The following is a 16,211-nucleotide window of genomic DNA, read 5'->3' as shown; positions in this document are numbered from 1 at the left end:
AATGGTTGGTTAAAAAAATGTAAAGATCAATGGGTGAAAAATGTGATGTGTAAACTAATGCTCACTTATTGCAAGGTCAAAGACAGGAGGAGACACCGCAATTAGAAGACAAACCCTTGAACTGATTGGTATTTCGGCGATGACAATCGAAATCATTCAAGGTAATAAAAGTGAGTATTTATCTATCCTATTGTGGCTATAAATTGTACTTATTTCGGTGTTTTTGGTGCATTCTTGCACCTGGAGTGCATAAATTTTGAGCCCTGCGAGTTTCGGGCTACGCTTAGATTGATAATCAAACCAGAGCAAAGCAGGAGAATTCCCTATGAGCGCATCTGAAAAAGTGATCGGTGCCATAGAATGGCGAGATTTGACCGTGGATGACGCCACTCAACTAAAAGACTTTTATGAAACTGTGGTGGGCTGGAAAAGTGGTGCCGTGTCTATGGGCGAGTACAGTGACTACACCATGGATTTACCTGATACAGGGGAAACTGTTGCCGGTGTTTGTCATGCGCGTGGTTGCAACGCAGGCTTGCCTGCCCAGTGGTTAATGTATGTGCGAGTTCTTGATGTGCATGCCAGCATTAGCGCCTGTGAAAGCATGGGAGGAAAACTATTATACGGTCCCAAAGGCATGGGTGATGATGAGTTTTGTGTCGTGCAAGATCCCGCCGGGGCCGTGATTGGGTTAATTTCTGAATATGCGCAAGCATAGCCCCTGATTAATGTGAGAGCAGGGGCTGGCGGAAGTCCGGCTCTCAGGGCACCAATGTTTGCTTAATAACCCCTTTGCCTGCTTGCAACTGCACGCTTGCCAGAGCGCCATTGACTATAGTCATGTTGGGCGGGTAGTGGCTGATATCCACGTCGTAGAAAACCGGATAATCCCGCTCGGCAAAAAATTCCTCAATCACCTGATAATAATCCAGTTGTCCCTGGGCATCTTCCGGGCCAGTACTGCGACCCAATAATATGCCATTTAAATTATCAAATACCCCTCGGTACTGCATACTGAGTAAAGCGCGCTTTAAGCCGATGGGTGATTGCTCAACGTTTTCCAGATACAAGAGCACGCCGTCCAATTGATAGCGCTGTTTAAATTGTTCAAAGTCCAGATAAGGATTTGCAAACAGATTCACCAGGGTATCCAGGCAGCCACCAAATAATCTGCCGCGCATGGTTTCTGGCGCTTGCTGATCTTGTTGTTTGTTCAAAGAACGCCACTGCGTAGGTCGTCTGAGGTCAAAACCTGTCAGCGGGTTTTCCTGCCAGTTTTGGAAATAATCCTGATAAACCGGAGAGCTTTTTTGACTGAATGAGCCCATTTCCTCAGTGAATAAACGCTGTAGCGTACCGGATGTAAGTGGATCGTTTTGGTTGGCAAGCATTTCCATTAAACAGGGCCCATGTACGGTGGCATAATCGCAGCTGACAGTAATGGCACAGGTAATAGTGGAAATATCTGAATAGCCCACTATCCATTTGGGGGGTAGCTGCCTCAGTTTTTCATAATCCAACAGGGGCAAGCACTCTGTGGCGAGTTCACCACCGTAGGGAGGAATAACCGCATCCACTTCAGGAGCGGTTAAAAAATCCATAAACTCAGCAGTGCGAGTTTTTGCATCAGCACTGACATAGCCGGTATTTTCGCGCAGACATTTTCCCTCAATTACATTAAAACCGCTGTTTCGCAGGTCACTGAGAATTTTGTCCAGTCTTGGATGAAGGCTTTGATCCACACCTGATGAAATAGCCGTAACAGCGATGGTGGAATTTGTAGTTAGAGGTTTTGGATAGCGCATAAAAATGGAATGTCTTTGTGTCTGTATTTTAATAATGAGTTGCAAACCCGTATACTAGCGCAAATTTTATTTTCGTCAGCAAGAATAATTTCCCCAGAAGCGGACTATGAAATATAAAGATCTCAGAGAGTTTATTGAGAAACTAGAGCAAATCGGTGAGTTAAAGCGTGTCACTATTCCGGTGAGTACCGAGCTGGAGATGACCGAGATTGCCGATCGCACACTGCGTGCTGGTGGCCCCGCAATATTGTTTGAAAATGTTGTGCATCCCCATAACCCAGATGCTGTGAATATGCCGGTTTTGGCAAACCTGTTTGGCACGCCCAAACGCGTGGCACTGGGTATGGGCCAGGAAGACGTTGATGCATTGCGTGAAGTGGGCGAGTTGCTGGCGTTTTTAAAAGAGCCAGAGCCACCTAAAGGTCTGAAAGACTTGTGGCAAAAGGTGCCTGTTTTCAAACAGGTGCTCAATATGCCTGCGCGCGAAGTTAAAAGAGCACCTTGTCAGAAAAATGTGATTGCCGGTAATGAGGTTGATCTGAACAAAATCCCGGTACAGCGCTGCTGGCCGGGGGATGTTGCGCCCCTGATTACCTGGGGGCTCACGGTAACCCGAGGCCCAAATAAGAATCGTCAGAATCTGGGCATATATCGTCAGCAGGTGATTGCCAAAAACAAGGTGATAATGCGCTGGTTGTCGCATCGCGGTGGCGCCTTGGATTTTAAAGAATGGTGCCAGCAACATCCGGGGGAGAAATTCCCGGTGGCTGTGGCACTTGGTGCCGACCCGGCGACTATCCTGGGGGCCGTCACCCCCGTACCTGACACCTTATCAGAATACGCCTTTGCTGGTTTGTTGCGCGGTGACAAAACCGATATCACCAAGTGTATCAGTTGTGATTTACAAGTCCCGGCCACGGCAGAAATCATTCTGGAAGGTTATATCGACCCTGAAGAAACTGCACCTGAAGGGCCATACGGGGATCACACCGGCTACTATAATGAGGTGGAAACCTTTCCGGTATTTACCGTTACTCACATTACTCATCGCGACGATCCGGTGTATCACTCCACCTACACGGGAAGACCACCGGATGAGCCTGCCATTTTAGGCGTGGCCCTCAACGAAGTCTTTGTACCCATCCTGAAACGGCAGTTTCCAGAGATTGTGGATTTTTATCTGCCACCCGAAGGATGCTCTTATCGCTTAGCCGTTGTCACCATGAAAAAACAATACCCCGGACACGCAAAGCGGGTCATGATGGGGGTTTGGTCTTTCTTGCGCCAATTTATGTACACCAAATTTGTGATTGTCTGTGATGATGATGTCAATGCTCGAGACTGGCAAGATGTTATCTGGGCCATGACCACACGTATGGATCCGGCCAGAGATACCACCATGATTGAAAACACCCCAATTGATTATCTGGATTTCGCCTCTCCGGTTTCTGGACTGGGCTCGAAAATGGGATTGGACGCCACCAATAAATTACCTGGCGAAACAGACCGGGAGTGGGGCACACCTATCGTCATGGATGATGAAGTAAAAGCGAAAATCGATGCCATGTGGCAGGATTTAGGATTAGAATAACCACCGTTAACAACCAGATAGAGAGCAATATGAGTGTAATTCAGGTAACAGTAGCGCAAATTCAATCGGTTTCTGAGTTTGTCTACAAAGTCATTTTAACCAGTGAAGAAGCGCTGCCTGAATTTAATGCTGGTCAATATTTGCAGGTGGTAATGTCAGCTGAAGACAAACGCCCCTTTTCTATCGCAAACCCGCCTTATGAAAAGTCCTTTCTGGAATTGCACATTGGCGCTTCTGAGCACAATCCTTATGCTATGCAGGTCATAGAGAGGATGCAGAAAGAGGGCAAAATTGAGGTGGAATTGCCTTGTGGCAACGCCGTTATTCAAGATGATGCAGAAAACTCTATCCTGATCGCAGGTGGTACCGGATATTCCTACACCCGTAGTTTGTTATTGCAAAAGCTTCATGCCAATAAGGGCGCCAAAGTCAGTTTGTATTGGGGGGCTAAAACGCCTGCCGACCTTTATGAAATGAACTACTTGCAAGAGTTGGCACAACAGCACAGTGATTTTGTTTTCGTGCCGGTAATCGAACATGCGCAACCCGATTGGAACGGCCGAACTGGCCTGGTACACAAGGCCGTACTGGAAGATTTCGATTCGCTGGATGAGCAGCATGTCTATGTCGCTGGTCGATTTGAAATGGCAAAGGTGGTCAGAGATGAATTCTTGCCTAAAGGCATCAAAGCCGAACAGCTGATCGGCGACGCATTTGCCTATATTGATTAACCCTTGTTGCAACTTAACGGCAATTCGAAGCAAAAAAGCAAGTTTTGCTGTGTTTTACTGAGTTTTTTATGCTAAACAAGGTCTGAAAACAGCGCTTAATATTCGCTTCTCTAGTTCCGTTAATGCAAACGTTTATCCGATATTGTTGTTTCTATGGCTATATAAATAGCGTGATAGGCTTCTCTTCAGATAATATAACAACCTATTTAAAAACGCTTTTTGTATACTTCCGGGTTGTTTTTGCTTTGGGTACCTTGAAGATGGGACTCAAAGTAACACTTTTAGACTAGCAATAAGCCACTAAATTGAGTGACTGTTTAAAAATGCACCTTGTGTTTTTGAATGAGGCCCGGCCCAGCCTGGATGCCGTTAAAAATACAGTAGCCAGGCAAGAATAATCAGCGCTATCCAGGCTGTTTCAGCCACCATCAACAATATGGGTTTGAACCCTACTTTAGTCAGCTGTCCTAAATTGGATTTCATGCCTATGGCGGCGATAGATACCACCAGAGCAAATCGACTGACTTCGGTGGCTGAGGTAGTCACTAACTCGGGCACATTCATTACGCTGTTTAGCACCATTAGAATGATAAAGGCCACCAAAAATCCTGGTAATCCTGGTGCTTTCCCACCGTCGGCGACAATATTTTTATTGGCTTTTAACACGATTAAAAAGCACAACACCACAGGCATTAAAAAGGCTACTCTGACTAACTTGGTTAAAGTTGCGAGATCACCAGTCTGCTCCGACACGGAATAACCCGCCCCCACCACCTGAGCCACATCGTGAATGGTGCCACCGAGAAAAATACTGGTTTGCGTTTCATCCAATCCCAGGTAACTGGCGATAATCGGGTAAGCTACCATGGCAATGGTAGACAAAGAGGTAACACCGATAACAGTAAGTAACGTATCGCGCTCTCGGTTCTTGTCATTCGGCAGTACGGCAGAAATTGCCATAGCCGCTGATGCGCCGCAAATTGCCACTGAACCGCCAGTCAGGGCGCCAAAGCGTTTATTGAGCTGAAATACTTTGGCCAGCGTTATGCCAAACACAATAGTTGAGCCCACTGCACACACCAATAACAGAGCCGTTTGCCAACCAAGTGCAACAACATCATCAAAGGCAATCCGCAAGCCCAGCAGGGCCACACCGATGCGTAGAACATGGCAGGCAGTAAATTCGATACCTGAGCGACATTGGGTATCCTGGTATAAAAATGACATCGCAATACCCAATAACAAGGCAAACAACATCGCAGGTGCACCATAGTGTTCGCTCAAGAACAGGGCAGCAAGCCCGGTTATGATGGCAATAAAAATCCCGGGAGCAAGCTGCCGGGATCGATCTATTAAGTTATTGAGTGTTGTCATTTTATCTTTGTTGTATCAGGCTGCTGCCAGTGCTACCAGCACCTGGCGCTTACGTTCACCAGAGTATGGGCGTCGACCATGCATTGCCATATAGTTATCGACAATTGCCACATCACCATCCTGCCAGGCCAAATCGAAGGTGAACTGGTGGGCTAAATCGTTAATCAGCTCCAAGCCATCTTTAGGTATATGGCTACCATCGCCGTAAGTGATCGCGCTGGCCGGGTTTTCACGTACCCCTTTCCAGCCCATGTAGGCTGCAATCAACTGATTGAAAAAGGTTTTTGTACCGTTTTCCAATGTCATTACCGCAGGCATTACCGGGGTGGTCGCCACCAGGCTGCCATCCTCTTGCCATTGCCAACTGTAGCCCAATTCTGCCAGTTTGGCTTCTGCGGCAGCCACTGAATCGACACTTAAAGTGCTCTTCCAGCTTCTACCCTGACCGGAATTGGCGTCATCGGCACCCGGCATACGCGTAGTATATTTTACCCCTTTATCTTCGAAATCTTTTGCCAATTCAGGTGCTTGCTTTTGCATCTCAGTAAACAGCGCATCAGAGCGACACAAGGGAGTGGCACCGCCGGTGTCGGCCGCCGTCTTGCAGAAGAAAAACAGCTTACTTGGATAAATCGGAGTTTGCGCCATTTCGTGATGCAGGTAGATCTCTACGTCTTTGGGGGCTTCATTGGCGGTAAATACTCGCTCAGTAAAGTTGATCCTCACCGCATTCGATAACGATTCCTGATAGGTAAAGTTGGCATAACCAAACGCCGCTGAAAAGGCATCAAAGGTTTCTGCTGAATCTATGGGAAAGCCCCTGAAAAGTAACGCGCCTGCGCTACTGAGCTCTGTTTCAAGCTCTGCCTGATTGGCTTTAACCCAAGAGATGCAATCTTCCAAAGTTGTAAACCCGGGTTTGTTTTCGACGATTGCAGGGAAGGTACTCTCTCCCACTTGTAGTTGGCTGTCTACTTTGCTTAATTCTATCATTTTCACCTGCATCTCCTAGTCGTAAATGGGACAATGTGTATTGAATGCTGCCTGGCAGAAATCACCAGGATCGTTAAAACGTTTGTTGGCATTCAGTGCGGATATCGCCTGCATTTCGTCGTCGTTGAGACTAAAATCAAAGATATCCAGATTTTCCTTCAGGCGATGTAATTTAGAGCTTTTTGGAATAATGGCGCAGCCTCGCTGTACGTTCCAGCGCAACACTACTTGAGCTTCGGTTTTTCCGGTTCTCGCTGCAGCAGCTTTAACGGCTTCTTGCACTAGTACCGATTCGTTTTGCTCTGCCATATTGAGCTCCAGATAAGACAGTGCCCCCAGTGGCGAAAACGCGGTAACTTTTAAGCCAAAGCCCTTGGCCAGTTTAATCAGTTTTTCCTGGGTTAAGTAAGGATGTGACTCTATCTGTAAAGCATATGGTTTCACGCTAGCGTAGTTCATCAAATCCATAAGTAGCGCTGAGTTATAGTTACACACACCTATTTCTCGGGTCAGGCCATCATCCACTAGCGCTTCCATTGCTTGCCAGGTTTCGGCTAAAGGCACCTTGGCAAATTCCATTTTGGGTTCGGCAGCATCTGGTTCGTAAAACCACTCTGGCGGATAACGAGTCTCAAAGGGGACAAATTGCTGCGCAATAGGGAAGTGAATGAGATACAGATCCAGATAATCCAAACCTAAATCGCTTAAAGTGCGTTCCAGCGCCGGCTTAACATGCTCTTTTGCATGGTAGGTATTCCAAAGCTTAGAGGTGATCCACAGATCATCGCGAGTGCATAAACCATCTTCGATGGCGCGCTTGATGCCTTCACCCACTTGCTTTTCGTTGCCGTAGTCACAGGCGCTGTCCAGGTGTCTGTAGCCCACGGAAATCGCATCGTATACGGACTGAGCACAATCTTCAGGGGCAATCTTCCACAATCCAAGGCCGACTTCTGGCATTTTCTTCTGTGACATTTAACTCTCTCTCTTGATTCTCGATAACAAACTCTAGCTGCAACAAGTCCAGCCTATATGGTTTAGCAATCTTGTGTCTTATATAAGACCTAGTGTATGTCTAATATAATAAATGTCAAATCAATATTGCATGATTTTTATTCAGTGCACTGATGAATGTGATACAAGCCAGCTATGAGTGTATGGCAGACAAGGCCAGGCGTATTGCGCAAGAGTACTTGCCGGAAACCGCAACAGTTAGTCGAGATCCACAAGGTAATGATAATTGTCTGAACGACAGCGGTTAACGCGAAATTCAATTAGCTTACCCTCTAGAGAGCGAGTAAGTCGAGTGAACATCAATAGCGGATCGCCTTTGTTAATACCCAGAATTTCGGCATCTTTCTCATCCGCCAATATGGCTTTTATCCGGTCTGTGGTTTTGTGGACGGTGAGATTAAAATTAAGTTGATAAAAATGATATAGGGTGTGTGGTAATTCTGCCATTTCGTGCAAACCCGGAAAGTATTTTTCCGGCAGATAGATATCTTCCAATAAACAAGCGATATCATTAATTAAACGTTTGCGGGATAAATGCACCACTTGCTCGTTAGCGCTTAAATCCAGCTGTTTGGCCACATCTACTGAAGGGGATTGTAGTTGGAAAGAGACGATTTCTGCCTCTGGTAATTGCGGTGCCTGATTATCTTCTACCACAGGGAAAAAGCGATACAGGGCCTGGTGACCTGTGTGTTCAGAGACAAACGTGCCCACACCTTGTCTTCTGGTGAGCACTTTGGATTGTGTGAGCGTATTCAGGGCCTTGCGCACGGTGCCTTGGCTTACACCAAATTCTTCAGCAAGTTGAAACTCATTAGGCAGCATCTCCCCGGGTTTCCAGCGTTGCTCCACAATAAGCTGGGTGACATGTTCTTCGACTTGTTTATACAGCGGTTGGAAGGCCAGACCGCCCGGACTCATTTTGTTGTCGAATTTGCTACCTTTCATTTTGTCTTTCTTTTTCCTGCTCTTTTTGCCAATGGTCGAAACAAGGTTCTGCTTCCATTTTTGGCGTTTGCAGAGTTTAACCTGTAAGGATCAAAGATGTCTAAAGCAATACAACTTAAATCGAAATTTTGACTTATTTAAAGTTAAAAGATTCAAAATTTTGTTCAATTGTGAAAAATCCCGCGTTATTTTGCAGAAGAGACCTTTGTGCTACTGACCCTTAAAAATGTTAATAGATTGTTATTGCCTTGCAGCATAGCATTTCGTAAACTGTTTTGTAACTTATATAAGACACAAGATGAGTATAGTGGCTGATCTAAGGATTGCACGGTTATAACTCAGCTTTTCTCAAGGAGACGCAAATGAGTGGATTCACACTCCCTGTTCCCGCCTGGAACGATATAGCGCAATTGAATTGCACCGGTACAGCTTTTTTAGACACAAGCGGTGCAGTGATTATTCCTTCCGATGGGGGTGATATATCCATTTCACTGTTTGAAAGTGGCTTTCGTTTCCAGATAGGCCCGAAGAATGACTATGATTATGGTATGTTGAAAAGGATGCCAGAGTTTCCGACTTGCGAGATTTTTGGTGATGAATATCACACGTCAATTAAAGCAGGTGAGAAAACGCTGGAAATTCAACATCAACCTTTTCAGTTTTGTCTTAAACACAGTAATAAAGTGGTTCAAAAAACACCAAATGATGGCCACTTTGTGCGCTCTTTAAGGTTGCCACCATTAGCAAAAGTCGATGAAGGCTGGTTTATGGCTTTTGATCTGCAGAGCGACGAACCCGTCTATGGCTTGGGAGAAAAATGGGGCAAATTAGATAAACGCGGTCAGCTAGTGCGCTCCTTCAATCATGATGCCTTGGGAGTGAATGCTGAAATTTCCTATAAGAATACGCCATTTTGTTGGAGTCCAGAGGGCTGGGGTGTGTTTGTTCATACACCTGCACCAGTAACTCATAGCGTTGGCTATGCGCCCTGGTCACAGCGAGCTTATGGTGTGTTGCTGGAAGATCCGCGATTGGATGTCTTTGTCTTCACCTCTGAAGCTGACAATGTCGGTGCCGATATGCTCAGACAGTATACCGAGCTGACGGGAAGAGCGCCGATTCCACCAGAGTGGAGCTTGGGCGTCATTCTCTCCAAGGCTTATTACAAAGATGCCGATGAGTTGCTGGCTACGGCTAAAGCTGTACGTGAGCAAGGCATGCATTGTGATGTAATCACCCTCGATGGCCGAGCCTGGCAGGACACGGATACACGATTTGCCTTTGAATGGGATGCCAAACGCTATCCAGACCCCAAGGTGGTTATGGATCAGTTAAAAGCGCTGGATTTTAAGATTTGTATATGGGAATACCCGCTAGTATCAGTCGTTAATCCATTATTCAAGAAGATGGCAGATAAGGGCTGGCTTATTAAAGACACTCGCACTGGTGAAGCCTTCCGCTATCAATGGGATATGAGTGCCTTTGGTGAGGTATTAACGCCTTTGCCGGAATCTGGCATTGTCGATTTTACTCACCCCGAGGCATTCGCATTCTGGCGGGACGCTCACAAACCCTTGTTTGACTTGGGTGTGGATATGATCAAAGCCGACTTTGGTGAGCAGATCGAAGACCCCCACATGCAAGCCCATAACGGTGAAACCGGTATGGCACTGCACAATGTTTATTCTTTGCTGTACAACCGCTGTGTGTATGAAGCTGCGGCGAGGTACAGTAAAAATGGTCCGTTTCTGTTTAGCCGCTCCGCATGGACTGGCTCTCAGTGTTACCCTGCCCAATGGGGGGGCGATCCCCAGGCTGATTGGGGCGGACTGGCTGCTAATGTTCGCGGTGGTATCAGCTGGGGACTTTCCGGGGCGCCATTTTATGCCACGGATGTCGGTGGCTTTTTCAAAGATACACGAGACCCGGAACTCTATGTTCGCTGGTGTCAGGCGGGCGTTTTTTCTGCGCACATGCGTTTGCATGGTATTGGTCAGCGAGAACCCTGGAGCTACGGTGACGAGGCAAGAGATGCTGCCAATGCAGCCTTGAGCCTGCGTTATCAATTGCTTCCCTATCTTAAAAAATACATGGCCATTGCCAGTGAAACCGGATTACCGGTGCAACGAGCGATGATCCTGGCTTTTCCTGACGATCCAGCGGCCTGGCCATTTGAAGATCAGTTTATGTTTGGGGACGATATTTTAGTGGCTCCCGTTTATCGCTCTGGTGGCAAAGTCACGGTTTACCTGCCTCACGGTGATTGGCAGCGATTGGACAACAGAGAAAGCTTTACTGGTGGTCGGGTACTAAAAATGCACCTCGCCTTGAAAGAGATAGCTGTGTTTGTGAGAGCTGGAGCGGAGTTACAGTTAGCCAAACCCGTCACTCACCTCAATGAGCTCTCGATTGACGAATTGGAATTAGAGAGTTGGTGAGCCACGACCCAACACGAGCTTTGATACTCGCGTTGTGGTTGAAAACCGCTATCTTAAAGTAAGCCATGCAAAAAAATTAATAAAGTGAGCACATTATGGAAATACAAGAAGTCATCACGACACTGCTATCTTGCGTATTTTTTATGGGGCTGGTGGCCTGGATTTCCTGGCAGAAAACCAAAGGTGTCGTGGACTCTAAGGATGGCTACTTTCTTGCCGGGCGAGGTCTAACCGGGACTTTTATTGCAGGCTCAATGTTGCTCACTAACCTGTCTGCAGAGCAGCTGATCGGATTGAATGGTTCCGCCTATGGGTACAATATGAGTGCCATGGCGTGGGAAGTTACTGCGGGATTCGCCACTATCATCATGGCGATGATCTTTTTACCCCGTTATCTGGCTGGGGCTTTCTCAACCTTACCTGAATTTCTCAAAGGACGATTTGACGATACTGTGCGTCGCATGACGGTGGTGTTGTTTATGGTGGGCTACGGCCTGATCACCATTCCTTCCGTACTTTATGCGGGCTCGGTAGCGGTATTGAGGCTTTTCGATGTCCCTGCATTGCTGGGCGTAAGTTATGAAATTGCATTGGTTGTTACTATTGTAACCGTGGGCACAGTGGGAGCGGTTTATGCCATTTTTGGTGGGCTCAAAGCTGTCGCTGTTTCCGATACCATCAACGGTATTGGTCTTTTGATTATCGGTATTTTAGTGCCTATCTTAGGCTTTGCAGCCTTGGGCGATGGCAGCGTCCTAAATGGCATGGAAACGGTCTTTACTGAAGATACCGACAAGTTAAATGCCATCGGTGCCGATACCGACCCCGTGCCTTTTGGCACCATTTTTACCGGGATGATTTTTGCTAACTTATTCTATTGGGGTACTAACCAGTATGTTATTCAGAGAACCTTAGGGGCTGCCAGTCTGGCTGAAGGTCAAAAGGGCGTATTGTTCTCTGGTTATTTTAAACTATTAGTGCCTTTCATGATGATGCTGCCGGGCGTTATCGCATTTCACTTGTATCAAGGCGAACAGCTGCAAAGTATCGATTTGGCTTATCCTCGTTTGGTTAAAGATGTGCTGCCCCTCTACCTCTCAGGTTTCTTTCTCGCTGTTTTGTTAGGCGCGGTATTCAGCTCCTTCAATTCCTTACTCAACAGTGCTGCCACATTGTTTGTTTTAGACGTTTACGCTCCCCTCAAAGATGACAAAGTGGAAGACAAAGAGCTAATAAAGGTGGCTAAAATTGCCAGTGTGGTCATTGCCCTCTTTTCCTTTATTGTGGCGCCGCTATTGATGTTTGCACCAGAAGGTTTATGGCAGATTATTCGTATTTTCACCGGCTTTTATAACATCCCTGTTATTGCCATCGTATTGGTGGGCCTGTTCTCCAATCATGTTCCTGCTTTGGGGGCTAAGATTGTCATTGTTTTCCACGTAATCGCCTATGCATTACTAAAGTTTGTATTTGAAGTAGAGATTAACTTTATCCATATCTACGCCATCCTTTTCGTTATTGAAGTGGCCATCATGGCGATCGTGGGCAGAATGTATCCCCTTGAAAAAGATTGGCATTACGAACGCAAAGATACCGTCAGTCTGGTGCCATGGAAATGGGCGTTTCCAGCAGCTATTACCATGTTGTCATGCATTATTTTACTTTATGTATTCTTTTCACCGATAGGTATCGTGGGGGGATTGAGCGATATGTTCTGGCTGGTGGTGTTTCTAATCATTGTCAGTAACTTCTTGTTGAGTAGTTACGCGTTACGCCATTGGCATAAAACTTATGCAGATAGCTTGCAAAAAATAGGCAGAGAAGTTAGCTAATGCGCCTCTCCTGAGCCTTATTTTAAAGGGGCAGGAGGGGATTTTTTGGTTTTTTTAGGTCTTATATAAGATATCTATTGTAAAAGTGTTTGTTAGCAGTTATGTTAATGACATGTAACTAATAGGTTTGAGGCATTTACAAGTTGTTAATAGCACTTGTTGTTTCTTGACTATAGTTAAATTGCGACCTGAATCAGGCGCGTTACACAACGAAAAACAAAAACTCTGTACTACAACAAAGGGCGAAGATCACCGATCAAGACCCACTAATAACACGGCAGACTACCAGGCAGGGGCGGTATCTCACTGTTTCTGACCAAAATAAAAATGAAATGTCGGAGAAGACACATGCGGGCATATAGAAAACAAATCGCGGTTGCGGTCGCGTCAGCATTAGCTGTTATGGCCACTCAATCTGTTGCACTTGCACAGGAAGAGTCAGAAGAAAAAGGCGGCTTTGAAACTATCGAAGTTACTGCACAAAAACGGGTAGAGCGAGTATCGGATGTTCCGGTCGCAGTATCAGTTTTGCGTAGTGAACAAATTGATTCGACTTTTTCTTCTAACTTTGAAGGGCTGCAAAATCTGGTTCCTTCTGTGAGTTTCAGAAAGGGGACCACAACGCGTAACTCTGCCATTACCGTGCGTGGTATTGGTACAATCTCTTTCAGTGTTGCGGCAGAACCGAGTGTTTCTACTGTGGTTGATGGCGTAGTACTAGGGCGTTCCGGTCAGGCATTTACGGATTTGTATGATCTAGAACGCATTGAAGTATTGCGCGGTCCACAGGGTACGCTGTTTGGTAAAAATGCTTCAGCGGGTGTGGTTAACATCACCACCAAACGCCCAACAGGTGCAACTGAGGGCATGGTGGAAGCTACCATTTTCCAGGACAACGAATACAAGCTAAAAGGCAAAATCCAGGGTGAAATCACCGATACCGCCGCGGGCAGTCTGGTGTTCACCAAGTCGGCTTTTGACGGTAATCTGTTTAATGTTTACAACAACGAAACAGTGAACGGCTACGACAAAGAAGGCGTTCGTGGCATGTTAGATGTTGATGTTACCGACGACACTAAGATGCTGTTTATCTTTGAAAACGTGCGCTCTGATGATGATTGCTGTGCCGATATCGAAGGGCGCTTAAGTAATCGCAATAACGACTCAGAAGCGGCACCTACAAATGGCGCCAACCTTGATTTAGATCAGCGTTTAATTGACCATGATTTTGAGTCTCGTACAGTGGATGAAACTACTGCTTTCTCGGTTCAGTTAGATACTGACTTTGATACCTTTGCCTTGACCTCTATCACGGCGTATCGCACCTGGGATAATACCGAGTGGCGGGAAGGGGATTTCACTTCGATTGCAGGAGACTCGGACGAAATCGTCACCTTCAACAATAACCCCCCATTCCAGTTACATGACATCGGTCCACAGAGCTGGAAACAGTTCTCTCAGGAGATTCGTCTGGCGTCGACAACTCAAGGTAAGTTTGATTGGCAAGTAGGTGCCTATTTATGGGATATGAGTTCAGAGCGAAACTTTACCCGTGATGCCAGTTGTCAAAACAATAACTACCTGGATGGCGACGGAAATCCTAATCCCAACAGCCATTTGAACAATGCCATTCGCTATCACCTGACCAATTCTGAAGGCATAGCTAACCCCACAGATCAACAGGTTGCTGACTACATCGCCGCTGAAGGCATCACTTGTAATGCCAATGACATCGTTAGCGCCACTGCTTACATGGAAACCGAGTTTAACAACTGGGCAGTATTCGGTGATGCGAAATACCACGTTTCAGATGACTTCCGCTTGTTGATGGGCATTCGCTATACCGATGATGAAGTGAGCTATAAACACAATCGCGTCAGTAATGACCCATACGGCCGCAAAGGTGTCGGTGTGCGTGAAGCTGCGCTTAATACCGACTTCAGTGGTTCGGTGAGCGAAACAAACGTGTCAGTTAAGCTGGGTGCTCAATACGACTTTGAAGATGCGGGTATGACCTACTTCACCTACTCGCAAGGTTATAAAGGACCGGGCTTTAACGTTTTCTACAATATGAGCCTCAACGATACTCGCCCCATTGGTGAAGAAACGTCTGATGCTTATGAGCTGGGCTATAAGTATGCCAGCCGCGACATCCTGTTCAACGCAGCTATATTCCGCACTGAAATTGATGGCTTCCAGGCGAATAACTTCGATAACACCGGCGGTGTTACCATTACCCGATTGACTAATGCGGGTTCTGTCATCACCGAAGGTTTCGAAGCAGATATTTTATGGCAGGCAACGGACAATCTTACTATCAATGCGGGTCTTGCCAGTGTTACCGCGGAAATCGACAAGTTCGAATGTCCACTCAATGAACCAGATTGTGGTGGCCGCTCAGGTGCAGACGTACCATTCTCACCTGACCTGAAATACTCAGTGGGTATGGACTATACCCAAGAGCTGGAAAACATGAATGTTATCTATAATGCCAGCTATGTTTACACAGACGATCAGGTGGCTAACTTCCTGGATGCTGGGGTCGATCGCGAATCTTCGCCTTTGTATCTGCCGGATTATGGTTTGCTTAACGCCAGCGTTGGTTTCTCTTTCCGAGACGATCAATACCGCGTAACCCTGATTGGTAAAAATCTGACGGATGAAAGCTTCTTTACCACATACAGTGGTGACGGTTTCCGTTATCAGGTGCCGCGTGATGCAGACCGTTACTTCGGTGTGCAGTTCCGAGCTAACTTCTAAGCTCTCCCAAAACTGCGGGGTTATTGTGTTCCCCGCAGTTATCTAAGTGTGTTGCAGGAGGCCTATGGCCTCCTTTTTTATATTCGCAAACAAGCCATTTATTCAGATTTCGCAGGGTGAGTTACCCAAGCAACAATGCGTTTGACTAGCGGTATTACCACCAGTAAACAGGGATAGGAAATAACCCAACTGGACAGCCAGGAGTTAAACCAGGTGAAAAACAACGACTGATTGCCATCATAGAGCTTGAGGGTTACCACTAACGCCACTAAGCCACTCATTAGCATAGATATTAATAGTGGCATCAGGTGCGGTGCCCAGGAGGCGGGAAGTCGGTAGCTGCTATGCATAATCGATAAAAGGCAGAATGAAGAGCCCTAAAGGGTAACGGTTTTATCTGTTTTTTCAATGCAACAATTAAGAACTTCTACAACAATTGTGGAGCGAAATAGGGTTTAAGAACAAAAAATGAGGGAGGGGATTCACATTCTGCTTTTTTGGAGTAGTATTATAACCGAATAGGTAAAATAAACATTTTCATTCTGTTACTTTGGGGCACAAAATGGATCACTTCAACATCTCCAAAACAATGATAAATACCTGGTTGTGGATGCTGGATGAATCGCAAGACGAGCGACTTGCACAACAGGCCAGAGGATTGCTGTTAAAGTTGTTTCCCAGTATTCAGGCGGCCCGCAGTTTTTCCGGTCAAGCTAAATGATCTA

Annotated in this window: 13 protein-coding genes; 7 read left to right on the top strand and 6 right to left on the bottom strand. The window is 46.3% G+C overall.

Annotation, left to right across the window (positions count from 1 at the left end):
• The first annotated feature begins 325 nt into the window (after positions 1 to 325).
• A complete protein-coding gene (locus tag AABA75_RS19665; protein WP_338294435.1) occupies positions 326 to 718 on the top strand; it encodes a VOC family protein in 393 nt (130 codons plus the stop codon).
• A 43-nt stretch (positions 719 to 761) separates the two neighbouring features.
• Here the strand turns inward: AABA75_RS19665 and AABA75_RS19660 are convergent, their stop codons facing one another.
• Positions 762 to 1,805 (bottom strand): S66 peptidase family protein, encoded by a 1,044-nt coding sequence (locus AABA75_RS19660; RefSeq protein WP_338294434.1) that lies wholly within the window; start codon positions 1,803 to 1,805, stop codon positions 762 to 764.
• Positions 1,806 to 1,911: 106 nt separating this feature from the next.
• Here AABA75_RS19660 and ubiD point away from each other — a divergent pair, with 106 nt between their 5' ends.
• Together ubiD and fre are read left to right on the top strand one after the other, a co-directional pair.
• The gene (gene ubiD / locus AABA75_RS19655; RefSeq protein ID WP_338294433.1) at positions 1,912 to 3,396 is read left to right on the top strand and encodes a 4-hydroxy-3-polyprenylbenzoate decarboxylase; all 1,485 of its coding nucleotides are present in this window, start codon (positions 1,912 to 1,914) and stop codon (positions 3,394 to 3,396) included.
• A gap of 29 nt (positions 3,397 to 3,425) precedes the next feature.
• Positions 3,426 to 4,127 (top strand): NAD(P)H-flavin reductase, encoded by a 702-nt coding sequence (fre, locus tag AABA75_RS19650; protein ID WP_338294432.1) that lies wholly within the window; start codon positions 3,426 to 3,428, stop codon positions 4,125 to 4,127.
• Between the two features lie 369 nt (positions 4,128 to 4,496).
• Here fre and AABA75_RS19645 read toward each other — a convergent pair whose 3' ends face one another.
• From AABA75_RS19645 to AABA75_RS19630, 4 genes are all read right to left on the bottom strand, one after another.
• Positions 4,497 to 5,501: a YeiH family protein gene (locus tag AABA75_RS19645; RefSeq protein ID WP_338294431.1), complete on the bottom strand. Its 1,005-nt coding sequence runs from the start codon at positions 5,499 to 5,501 to the stop codon at positions 4,497 to 4,499.
• Positions 5,502 to 5,516: 15 nt separating this feature from the next.
• Positions 5,517 to 6,506: a TauD/TfdA family dioxygenase gene (locus AABA75_RS19640; RefSeq protein ID WP_425325590.1), complete on the bottom strand. Its 990-nt coding sequence runs from the start codon at positions 6,504 to 6,506 to the stop codon at positions 5,517 to 5,519.
• A 3-nt stretch (positions 6,507 to 6,509) separates the two neighbouring features.
• A complete protein-coding gene (locus AABA75_RS19635; protein WP_338294430.1) occupies positions 6,510 to 7,469 on the bottom strand; it encodes an aldo/keto reductase in 960 nt (319 codons plus the stop codon).
• Between the two features lie 237 nt (positions 7,470 to 7,706).
• On the bottom strand, positions 7,707 to 8,456 hold the full coding sequence (locus AABA75_RS19630) for a GntR family transcriptional regulator (protein WP_338294429.1): 750 nt from the start codon (positions 8,454 to 8,456) through the stop codon (positions 7,707 to 7,709).
• Positions 8,457 to 8,818: 362 nt separating this feature from the next.
• On the opposite strand from AABA75_RS19630, the gene AABA75_RS19625 reads away from it, so the two are divergent.
• The 3 genes from AABA75_RS19625 to AABA75_RS19615 all read left to right on the top strand — a co-directional run bounded on the left by AABA75_RS19625 (position 8,819) and on the right by AABA75_RS19615 (position 15,486).
• Entirely contained in the window at positions 8,819 to 10,894 is a 2,076-nt protein-coding gene (locus AABA75_RS19625; RefSeq protein ID WP_338294428.1) for an alpha-xylosidase, read from the top strand.
• 95 nt (positions 10,895 to 10,989) lie between these two features.
• Positions 10,990 to 12,726 carry a solute:sodium symporter family transporter gene (locus AABA75_RS19620; RefSeq protein ID WP_338294427.1) on the top strand — a complete coding sequence of 579 codons (1,737 nt, stop codon included), beginning with the start codon at positions 10,990 to 10,992 and terminating at the stop codon, positions 12,724 to 12,726.
• 348 nt (positions 12,727 to 13,074) lie between these two features.
• Positions 13,075 to 15,486: a TonB-dependent receptor gene (locus AABA75_RS19615; protein ID WP_425325589.1), complete on the top strand. Its 2,412-nt coding sequence runs from the start codon at positions 13,075 to 13,077 to the stop codon at positions 15,484 to 15,486.
• A gap of 98 nt (positions 15,487 to 15,584) precedes the next feature.
• Here AABA75_RS19615 and AABA75_RS19610 read toward each other — a convergent pair whose 3' ends face one another.
• Positions 15,585 to 15,791 (bottom strand): DUF2798 domain-containing protein, encoded by a 207-nt coding sequence (locus tag AABA75_RS19610; protein WP_338294426.1) that lies wholly within the window; start codon positions 15,789 to 15,791, stop codon positions 15,585 to 15,587.
• A gap of 257 nt (positions 15,792 to 16,048) precedes the next feature.
• Here AABA75_RS19610 and AABA75_RS19605 point away from each other — a divergent pair, with 257 nt between their 5' ends.
• A complete protein-coding gene (locus AABA75_RS19605) occupies positions 16,049 to 16,207 on the top strand; it encodes a hypothetical protein (protein ID WP_338294425.1) in 159 nt (52 codons plus the stop codon).
• The last annotated feature ends 4 nt before the right edge of the window (positions 16,208 to 16,211 follow it).

The sequence above is a fragment of the Planctobacterium marinum genome, from assembly GCF_036322805.1.
GTDB classification, from domain to species: domain Bacteria; phylum Pseudomonadota; class Gammaproteobacteria; order Enterobacterales; family Alteromonadaceae; genus Planctobacterium; species Planctobacterium marinum_A.
Note: the sequence above shows the minus strand (reverse complement) of the source record. Positions and strands in the feature narration are given on the sequence as shown.

What these genes read in the sequence shown, in the direction of transcription:
- AABA75_RS19630 (WP_338294429.1), bottom strand. Translation starts at nt 8,456, where the DNA reads ATGAAAGGTAGCAAATTCGACAACAAAATGAGTCCGGGCGGTCTGGCC.
- AABA75_RS19665 (WP_338294435.1), top strand. Translation starts at nt 326, where the DNA reads ATGAGCGCATCTGAAAAAGTGATCGGTGCCATAGAATGGCGAGATTTG.
- ubiD (WP_338294433.1), top strand. Translation starts at nt 1,912, where the DNA reads ATGAAATATAAAGATCTCAGAGAGTTTATTGAGAAACTAGAGCAAATC.
- AABA75_RS19625 (WP_338294428.1), top strand. Translation starts at nt 8,819, where the DNA reads ATGAGTGGATTCACACTCCCTGTTCCCGCCTGGAACGATATAGCGCAA.
- AABA75_RS19605 (WP_338294425.1), top strand. Translation starts at nt 16,049, where the DNA reads ATGGATCACTTCAACATCTCCAAAACAATGATAAATACCTGGTTGTGG.
- AABA75_RS19635 (WP_338294430.1), bottom strand. Translation starts at nt 7,469, where the DNA reads ATGTCACAGAAGAAAATGCCAGAAGTCGGCCTTGGATTGTGGAAGATT.
- AABA75_RS19620 (WP_338294427.1), top strand. Translation starts at nt 10,990, where the DNA reads ATGGAAATACAAGAAGTCATCACGACACTGCTATCTTGCGTATTTTTT.
- AABA75_RS19615 (WP_425325589.1), top strand. Translation starts at nt 13,075, where the DNA reads ATGCGGGCATATAGAAAACAAATCGCGGTTGCGGTCGCGTCAGCATTA.
- AABA75_RS19660 (WP_338294434.1), bottom strand. Translation starts at nt 1,805, where the DNA reads ATGCGCTATCCAAAACCTCTAACTACAAATTCCACCATCGCTGTTACG.
- fre (WP_338294432.1), top strand. Translation starts at nt 3,426, where the DNA reads ATGAGTGTAATTCAGGTAACAGTAGCGCAAATTCAATCGGTTTCTGAG.
- AABA75_RS19645 (WP_338294431.1), bottom strand. Translation starts at nt 5,501, where the DNA reads ATGACAACACTCAATAACTTAATAGATCGATCCCGGCAGCTTGCTCCC.
- AABA75_RS19640 (WP_425325590.1), bottom strand. Translation starts at nt 6,506, where the DNA reads ATGCAGGTGAAAATGATAGAATTAAGCAAAGTAGACAGCCAACTACAA.
- AABA75_RS19610 (WP_338294426.1), bottom strand. Translation starts at nt 15,791, where the DNA reads ATGCCACTATTAATATCTATGCTAATGAGTGGCTTAGTGGCGTTAGTG.